Annotated in this window: 12 protein-coding genes and 1 pseudogene; 6 read left to right on the plus strand and 7 right to left on the minus strand. The window is 60.4% G+C overall.

The window, feature by feature from the left end:
• The 3 genes from VOI29_RS19910 to folK all read right to left on the minus strand — a co-directional run.
• Window positions 1–530: HD domain-containing protein (locus VOI29_RS19910; RefSeq protein WP_323782779.1), on the minus strand; the 530-nt coding region annotated here is incomplete at its 3' end.
• A 36-nt stretch (window positions 531–566) separates the two neighbouring features.
• Window positions 567–920 (minus strand): DNA-directed RNA polymerase subunit omega, encoded by a 354-nt coding sequence (gene rpoZ / locus VOI29_RS19915; protein ID WP_259983182.1) that lies wholly within the window; start codon window positions 918–920, stop codon window positions 567–569.
• Between the two features lie 73 nt (window positions 921–993).
• Window positions 994–1,602 (minus strand): 2-amino-4-hydroxy-6-hydroxymethyldihydropteridine diphosphokinase, encoded by a 609-nt coding sequence (folK, locus tag VOI29_RS19920; RefSeq protein ID WP_323782781.1) that lies wholly within the window; start codon window positions 1,600–1,602, stop codon window positions 994–996.
• 123 nt (window positions 1,603–1,725) lie between these two features.
• On the opposite strand from folK, the gene VOI29_RS19925 reads away from it, so the two are divergent.
• From VOI29_RS19925 to VOI29_RS19950, 6 genes and pseudogenes are all read left to right on the plus strand, one after another.
• Window positions 1,726–2,295 (plus strand): NYN domain-containing protein, encoded by a 570-nt coding sequence (locus VOI29_RS19925; protein ID WP_323782782.1) that lies wholly within the window; start codon window positions 1,726–1,728, stop codon window positions 2,293–2,295.
• 396 nt (window positions 2,296–2,691) lie between these two features.
• On the plus strand, window positions 2,692–3,642 hold the full coding sequence (ispH, locus tag VOI29_RS19930) for a 4-hydroxy-3-methylbut-2-enyl diphosphate reductase (RefSeq protein ID WP_323782784.1): 951 nt from the start codon (window positions 2,692–2,694) through the stop codon (window positions 3,640–3,642).
• 95 nt (window positions 3,643–3,737) lie between these two features.
• A pseudogene (locus tag VOI29_RS24740) lies at window positions 3,738–3,947 on the plus strand (LysE family translocator); the annotation flags it as partial.
• Between the two features lie 14 nt (window positions 3,948–3,961).
• Window positions 3,962–4,561 (plus strand): class I SAM-dependent methyltransferase, encoded by a 600-nt coding sequence (locus tag VOI29_RS19940; protein ID WP_323782787.1) that lies wholly within the window; start codon window positions 3,962–3,964, stop codon window positions 4,559–4,561.
• Window positions 4,554–5,021, plus strand: coding sequence for a ribonuclease HI (gene rnhA, locus VOI29_RS19945; protein ID WP_323782790.1), 468 nt, complete (start codon window positions 4,554–4,556; stop codon window positions 5,019–5,021). Before VOI29_RS19940 ends, rnhA begins: the two co-directional genes overlap by 8 nt.
• Window positions 5,022–5,034: 13 nt before the next feature.
• Entirely contained in the window at window positions 5,035–5,658 is a 624-nt protein-coding gene (locus VOI29_RS19950; protein ID WP_323782794.1) for a trimeric intracellular cation channel family protein, read from the plus strand.
• A 341-nt stretch (window positions 5,659–5,999) separates the two neighbouring features.
• Here the strand turns inward: VOI29_RS19950 and VOI29_RS19955 are convergent, their stop codons facing one another.
• From VOI29_RS19955 to VOI29_RS19970, 4 genes are all read right to left on the minus strand, one after another.
• Entirely contained in the window at window positions 6,000–6,992 is a 993-nt protein-coding gene (locus tag VOI29_RS19955; RefSeq protein ID WP_323782796.1) for a glycosyltransferase family 2 protein, read from the minus strand.
• A gap of 130 nt (window positions 6,993–7,122) precedes the next feature.
• Entirely contained in the window at window positions 7,123–7,359 is a 237-nt protein-coding gene (locus VOI29_RS19960) for a GlsB/YeaQ/YmgE family stress response membrane protein (RefSeq protein WP_323782799.1), read from the minus strand.
• A gap of 10 nt (window positions 7,360–7,369) precedes the next feature.
• On the minus strand, window positions 7,370–7,606 hold the full coding sequence (locus tag VOI29_RS19965) for a hypothetical protein (protein WP_323782802.1): 237 nt from the start codon (window positions 7,604–7,606) through the stop codon (window positions 7,370–7,372).
• Window positions 7,607–7,619: 13 nt separating this feature from the next.
• Window positions 7,620–8,235, minus strand: a 616-nt coding sequence (locus tag VOI29_RS19970) for a methionyl-tRNA formyltransferase (RefSeq protein ID WP_323782805.1), incomplete at its 5' end; no start/stop codon positions are given.

Genomic DNA, 8,235 nt, shown 5'->3' on the forward strand with positions numbered 1-8,235 from the left:
ATACGGCCTGCAAGCGGCGCGTAGATGTCCATCGTCTCCCGCGCCTTTTTGACCTGTTTGTCGGGCCGCATGGATTTGATGGTCCGCATGTTATGCAGACGGTCAGCCAATTTGACGAGGATGACCCGCAGGTCTTTTGACATCGCCATGAACAGCTTGCGAAAGTTCTCGGCCTGTTTGGTCTCGGTCGAGTTGAGCTGAAGGTTGGTCAGCTTGGTGACACCATCGACCAATTCCGCGACTTCACCACCAAAGAGGCTCTGCACCTCGGCGTAGGACGCTTTCGTGTCTTCGATCGTGTCATGCAAAAGGGCGGTGATGATCGTCGCATCATCAAGCTGCTGTTCCGTAAGAATCGCAGCGACAGCAACGGGATGTGTAAAGTAAGCTTCGCCCGAATGGCGAAACTGCCCCTCATGCATCCGCGCGCCATAATCAAAGGCGGCGCGGATCAATGCCTCGTTGGTGCGGGGATTGTAGCCCTGAACAAGGGCGATCAGATCGTCGGCAGTAATGTCGGCGCTGTTCATGCCATCTGCCTCATAGCCCCGGCCGGGGCGCGGGGGTTACCCCTGCCCCTGTGCGGCCATCAACTGGCGCAGCAGCATTTCTTCGGACATGCTATCTTCTTCGGGCTTGTCCTGCTCGGCACCCATCAAAAGCGCCATGGCGTCTTCTTCGGGCTCATCGACTTCGATCTGGCTTTGGTTGCTCTCGATCAGACGTTCACGCAGGTCATCGGCCGACTGGGTTTCTTCGGCGATTTCGCGCAGGGACACGACAGGGTTCTTGTCGTTGTCGCGGTCAACAGTGAGCGGCGATCCGGCAGAGATCTCGCGGGCGCGATGCGCGGCCAGCATAACGAGTTCGAAACGGTTCGGAACCTTATCCACACAATCTTCGACGGTGACGCGGGCCATGAAGCCTCCAATATCTCATTTGCTGCCAGAAGTGCGGTATTTAGGCCGCTTCGGGCAGATTTACAAGCCGTTATTACAGGCGGCGCACGCTGGCACGATCCCGCTCAGGCAGGGCCTCAAGCAAGGCGCGCACCGGCTTTCCAAGCAGCGGATGCACCCAATCGGGGGCGACATCGGCCAGCGGCACCAGAACAAAGGCACGGTCCTGAAGCCGTGGATGTGGCAGGATCAACTGCGCGGGCGTGCGGCCAATCTGCGCCTCTAGAGGCAATTCGCGCCACATCTTGTGGGTGTTACGGTCTGGCAACACGATATCATCGCAAGCTAACAGGTCGAGATCCAACGTGCGCTGCCCCCACCGCTGCACCCGTTCCCGTCCGAACTGCGCCTCTATCCGGTGCAAGACGCCAAGCGCCTTTTCGGGATCCCATGCCGCTTCAACCCGCGCTGCCGCATTCACATAATCAGGCCCCGCCCCTGCGGGAAAAGCCGGAGTGTGATAGAATGGGCTCGTGGCGCGAATCACCGCGCCCGAGATTTGCAACAGCTTCAAAGCCGATTTTAGCGTTTCCTGGGGATTACCCACAGAAGACGCAAGGTTCCCGCCGAGCGCAATCAGAAGACTATACTTTCGTATAGGCTCTCTACTGCTTAATTCCACACCCGCGGGGTCTTGCGACATCGTTAAAAAGCCTTAGTTATGCACCCTGATGTGGGGGCATCGCCAGACGTCACGGATTTATTAATCCGCGACGATTACAACTCAAACCGGGAATACGGCGAAGCCTGCCGAAAGGATAGATTAATGTTCTACAAAGATGAGCGGTTGGCGCTTTTTATAGATGGCTCCAACCTCTACGCCGCGGCAAAGACGCTAGGCTTCGACATCGACTACAAACTGCTGCGGCAAGAGTTCATGCGGCGCGGCAAGCTGCTGCGCGCCTTCTACTATACCGCGCTCTTGGAAAACGATGAATATTCGCCGATCCGCCCGCTTGTTGATTGGCTGAACTACAACGGCTTTTCCATGGTCACCAAACCGGCCAAAGAATACACCGACAGCATGGGCCGCCGCAAAGTCAAAGGCAACATGGATATTGAGCTTACCGTCGATGCCATGGAATTGGCCCCGCGGGTAGACCATATCGTGCTGTTTTCCGGTGATGGCGACTTCCGTCCGCTGATCGCCAGCCTGCAGCGCCAGGGTGTACGCGTCTCGGTGGTTTCGACCATCCGCAGCCAGCCGCCGATGATCTCTGACGATCTGCGCCGCCAGGCCGACAATTTCATCGAGCTGGAAGAATTGCGCGACGTCATCGGGCGCCCGCCGCGCGAGCAAAGCGAACCGCGTTCGGCTACAGTTGCACACGGCTGAGCAAACCCACCGGAACAAGGTGCCCGATGGGGCGGCGCCTTATTCCGGACAGCGCTTTTTTCCGCATGATTATTGATCCGGTTGCGGCGGGAAGCCAGTTTGCCCTGTGTGAATTGGCGGGAGTGACGCCATCAGCAGGCCGGCAGTGTTCTGGATGGAAAGATCATCCAGCTGCATTTAAGCTATGCGCCTGAACATGACCGCCTGAACGGCTGCGGCAACTTCCGCCTCACAGAGACACCAATTGTCTTTTTCACACATTTGCTACTGCCAGTGCGGCTTTTCCGGCCTCTATGCTGGCGCCGCCGCGGCAAGTTTCCGACGCATGGGCAGGGACTCCGCCGGCACTGGACCTTGCCGCGTGAACCGCTTACCTCTGGCCGCAAGGAGACGCCAATGACCAAGCCAGCCCTGACCCTCTACCTTGCTGCGCCGCGCGGTTTTTGCGCCGGTGTGGACCGCGCCATCAAGATTGTCGAAATGGCGATCGCGAAATGGGGGGCGCCGGTCTATGTGCGCCACGAAATCGTGCACAACAAATTCGTGGTCGACTCGTTGCGCGACAAAGGCGCGGTGTTTGTCGAGGAGCTGGATGAATGCCCAAACGACCGCCCGGTAATCTTTTCCGCCCACGGGGTCCCAAAATCAGTTCCGGCTGAGGCCAGCCGCCGCGAGATGGTCTATGTCGATGCCACCTGCCCGCTGGTCTCCAAGGTGCATATCGAAGCCCAGCGCCACGCTGAAGCCGGCCTGCAAATGATCATGATCGGCCACAAGGGCCACCCGGAAACCATCGGCACCATGGGGCAGCTGCCCGACGGCGAGGTGCTGCTGGTGGAAACCGTCGAGGACGTCGCCACGGTAGACGTGCGCGACCCTGATCAACTGGCCTATGTCACCCAGACCACCCTGTCGGTCGACGACACCAAGGGCATCGTGACAGCGCTGCACCAGCGGTTCCCGAACATCACCGGCCCGCACAAAGAAGACATCTGTTACGCCACCACCAACCGCCAGGAAGCAGTGAAATCGGTGGCGCCCAAAGCCGACGCGCTTCTGGTGGTCGGCGCGCCGAACTCCTCGAATTCCCGCCGCCTTGTCGAGGTTGGCGCCAAGAACGGCTGCGACTACGCCCAGCTGGTGCAGCGCGCAGACAACATCGACTGGCGCGCGCTGGAAGGCATCGGATCGGTTGCCATCACTGCTGGCGCCTCCGCCCCGGAACTGTTGGTCAACGAAGTGATCGACGCCTTTCGCGCCCGCTATGAGGTGACCGTCGAAGTGGTGGAAACCGCTGTGGAAACCGTGGAGTTCAAAGTACCCCGGGTATTGCGGCAGCCCGCATAATCCTTCTGCCGGAGCAATCCAGGCGACAGAAAACGCACCCGGCGCGGGCGAACCGTGTTATGCCTGCTCCCGGGCATACTTCTGGAGCCGCATTCATGATTTCGCTGCACATTTTGATTACCGCATTTGTTGTCGTTCTCGCACCCGGCACCGGTGTCATCTATACGCTGGCGCTAGGTCTCGGCCAAGGCCGCACTCACCTGCTGAACAGCGAGCGGGTGCTGAAGTGGATGAGCCACGGTTTTGCCGCCGTCTTTGCAGGCCTTGCCGCCCGGCTGGCCGCAAGAACGCACCTGAGCGCGGCTAAGGAGACATCCGGATGAGCGATGACAGAACAATCAGCGTCTATGACGAACGCGCCGCGGAATACGCCGAACTGGTTGCCGGCAGCTCCGCAAACGGGGAACAGGCGGATTTCCTGGCCTTCACTACCCGCCTGCCCGAAAACGGCACGGTGCTGGATCTCGGATGCGGCCCCGGCCACTGGGCGGCACATTTTCGGGACGCGGGTTACCGCGTGGCTGCCCTTGATGCCTCGCAGGAAATGGCAGACGCCGCCCGCACCGCGCATGGAATAGAGGTCACCGTCGCCGGGTTTGAAGCCTTGGATGCCGAGGCGGTGTTTGACGGCATCTGGGCATATTTCAGCCTGCTGCATGTTCCGCGGGCCGAGCTTGCCATCCATCTGTCCGCTATCCACCGGGCACTGACCCAAGGCGGAACAGTGTGCCTGGCGATGAAACTGGGCGAGAACGAAGGCCGCGATGAACTGGGCCGGTTCTATGCCTATTACAGCGAGGCCGAATTGCGCAGCCAGCTCGAAGGTGCCGGTTTCACCCTCCTTGGCAGCCGCCGCGGCGCTGGCAAAGGACTGGCTGGCACACAGGAGGAGTTCGTAGTACTGACCGCGCATGCCTGAATTATTTGCTTATACCGACGGCGCCTGTTCTGGAAATCCCGGCCCCGGCGGCTGGGGCGTCCTGCTGCGCGCCATGGACGGTGACACTATCGTCAAAGAAAAAGAACTCCAGGGCGGCGAGGCCGAGACCACCAACAACCGGATGGAGTTGCTGGCGGCGATCAATGCGCTTGAAAGCTTGGCGCGGCCGTCCACGATTACCGTGGTCACCGACTCCGCCTATGTGAAGAACGGCGTCACTGGCTGGATCTTCGGCTGGAAAAAGAACGGTTGGAAAACCTCCAGCAAGAAACCGGTGAAGAATGTCGAATTGTGGCAGCGCCTCGACGAGGCCCAGCGCCGCCACAAGGTGACTTGGGAATGGGTCAAAGGCCACGCAGGCCACCCCGAGAACGAACACGCGGATGAACTGGCGCGTGCAGGCATGGCGCCCTTCAAGAAAAAGAGACGCGCCGGATGAACAGGGCCGCTGGATGACGTTTCTGGCGCTGCTGGATTACGCGTCGGTGCTGGTCTTTGCCCTGACCGGTGCACTGGTCGCCAGCCGGGCGCAGCTGGATATCGTCGGCTTTGCTTTTGTTGCCTGCTTGACCGCGCTTGGCGGCGGCACTTTGCGCGACCTGCTCTTGGACCGCAATCCGGTGTTCTGGATCGGCAATCCGAATTACATCCTGCTTGCGGCCTTCGGTGCGGTGGCAGTATTCCTCTGTGCGCATCTGCTGGAGAGCCGGTTGCGCTGGGTCGTATGGCTGGACAGCTTTGCATTGGCTGTGGCTGTCCCCGCTGGGACAGGCGCTGCAATTGCGCTGGACAGCCCGCCGGTGATCACCGTGCTGATGGGCATGGCCACCGGAACCATGGGCGGGCTTATGCGCGACGTGGTCTGCAACGAGGTGCCCTTGGTGCTGAAACAGGGTGAGCTCTACATCTCCTGCGCCATGGCGGGTGCAATCACCGCTGTTTTGATGATTTGGATGGGACTGGAGGTGCGGTTTGCCCTGCTGGCCTGCGCCGGTGTGTGCTGGACCCTGCGGGCAGGGTCCATCCTGTTCGGCTGGCACCTGCCAGTCTACAAAGGCCGCCCGCCGCGCAGTTAAGGCAACTTTACGACGCACACAGCCTCGCGGCAGATTTCCACAGACGCACTGGCAAGCGGCCCATCCGGCACACCAGGCTGGGCGGCCGGAACAATCCGCACCTCTCGCAGCCTATCTGCGAAAGCCATAGGTACGAGTTTGCCGTAATGACATGTCTGCGGGTTTGACGGCTGAAAGGACAACGGCGTGCAGGCGGCGCCTTTGCCGGCTCAGGCCCCGGCCATTTCATAAGAATGTGCGGTCGGTGCAACCGCTGGACCCAACTCCGCTTGGCTTGCTTGCCGAGGCACAATGGCCCTGACCGGTTCGAGGACCTGTCACCCCCAGCGAAGGTGCCGCAATCAGGCCATTTTGCGGGTCTCGCCCAAGGATTTCAGAAGTTCCTGGCCGTCTTTGCTGATCCTGGCCTTACGGCCCCGTCGACGGTGCCAGACCTGCGCCATTTCATGGTATTCCCGCAGATTGGCATCCTGTAGAAGCTCTTCCTTGATTCGCAGCGCGGCTGAGAAATTGTCCGCCAGCCGCCGGTCTTCTTCTTCATTCCTGTCAAACTTGTGCCAGTAGCTTGGTTCGATGGAGGAGGTGAAATGGTTCGCCCGGCCGCGCGCTTTCTTGTTGAGGAACCCGTCGCGAGAGCGCAGTGCATAGTGGTTTAGCTGCGCGGCGGAATAGCCGTAGTTGCCGCGCACGTACAGTGCGCCTTCCACCTCATCCTCCGGCAGGCGTGTGCCATCGGCAAGCTGCCAGTTCACCCCGCCCCCCGTTTCCGCAAGATAAGGGCGGTGCACCCCCATGCGGGTGAATTTGCCATTCTTGCGGAACGCAGTCTTGAAGAACCGGTGTTCATCCGGACGCCCCACCGCAGGTTCAGCCAGCACAAATGCCTGAGGCACCGGGGGATGGTCCACAGTCGCGACCCCGGAATTGCCGAAGATGCGCCAAACAAAGGATACCGCATCGGCATCCGCCCGCTCTGCCAACAGCCCCGGCAGTGTGCCGTCGCCGGAGTTGATCTGCAGATACTCATCTACGTCGATCACCAGAACCCAGTCGGCATTGTTCACCTTGGGCTCGTACTCCGCCCACATCAGCGCGCTTTTGTGCGGGCCGCGGCGCACCACCCGGCTGAACCGGTGTTCGATAACACCCATCCGGTGCAGGCAGCGCAGGATATGGTCCGTAGGGTCGGAACATTCGTTGGTGAAGATGACAAAATCACTGACACCAATCGATTTATAGTGGCTGATCCAGTCGAGAATATAGGCGCCTTCATCCTTCATAGTGGTCACAACCACCACATTCGGCGCTCCGCGGTGGCCGCTGTCCTGTATCATCTGCAAATGCTCTCTGTCTCGATTTCCCGCTGCGTTGCACAGCGGTTGAGATATCGTATTCATTCAGCCCGCGGTAAATCAGAAATCGCGCGTTCTCCCCCCGGCTGTGGCCTGCGTGCCTCAGCCGGGACTACTTGCGCAGGAAGCGCTGCCAAAGCCAGATCAGCACCAATGCCCCCAAAACCGCACCGGCAAAGCCGGCCATGAACCCCATGACCGCCAGCAAAGCACGCAGCACCAGCCCGCCGATCAAGGCACCAGCCATGCCAATCACAACAGTGGTGATGATATCGGTTTCAAGCCGCATCAGCCGGGTCGCCAGAAAACCTGCGGCCGCGCCAATGATGATGAGGGCAATTATCGGCATCCCGGCCTCCCTATCTGCGCCAATGGGTCGGCACGATCACCAAAGCCCCTATGGAGGAGGCAATCGCATTCCAGCCCGGCGCGCTGAACCCGACGCCGAACATCAGCCGCACAAAATAAAACAGGAACGCCCCGCCAGTGCAAATGATGATTGAAGGCACGTAACCGTTGCTGGTGAAGCCGCTGCGTTCAGACGCGCAGCCGACAATACCGGCAATCACCACGGTGCCCAAAAGGGTCAGAATCATGCCGGCCCCCCGGTTACAGGCAGCAGCCCTTCGCAACAGGGTAGCCGCGCAAGAAAACTTCAGGATCCTGCGCACTTTTGCCTGCCCGTTGCAAGCGCAACAGCTGGACCGCGCCGGACCCGCAAGCAATCGTCAGATTGTCATCCAAAACTTCGCCGGGCGCCCCTTGGCCCTTTGCCCGTCGCGAGGCCAGCAATTTGACCCGCTGCCCCTTGATGCCGCACCAGGCGCCGGGGAACGGCGACAATCCGCGGATTTGACGGTCCACCTCAGCCGCCGGACGGGTCCAGTCTATCTGCGCCTCGCTCTTGTCGATCTTTTCGGCATAGGTAACGCCAGCCTCCGGCTGCTCCTCGGGTGTCAGTTCCGGCAGGCGGCTTAGCGCGCCCACAATCAGCGCAGCCCCCATCTGTGAAAGCCGGTCATGCAGCCGGGCAGTGGTTTCTTCCGCTCCGATTTCAGTAGCCTCCCGCAGCAGAACCGGGCCGGTGTCGAGCCCTGCCTCCATTTGCATAATGCAAACGCCGGTTTCTGCATCACCAGCCATGATCGCGCGATGGATCGGCGCCGCGCCGCGCCAACGCGGCAGCAGGCTTGCATGGATGTTGAGACAGCCGTATTTCGGCGCA

The organism is Leisingera sp. (genome assembly GCF_034669605.1).
Classification (GTDB): Bacteria; Pseudomonadota; Alphaproteobacteria; order Rhodobacterales; family Rhodobacteraceae; genus Leisingera.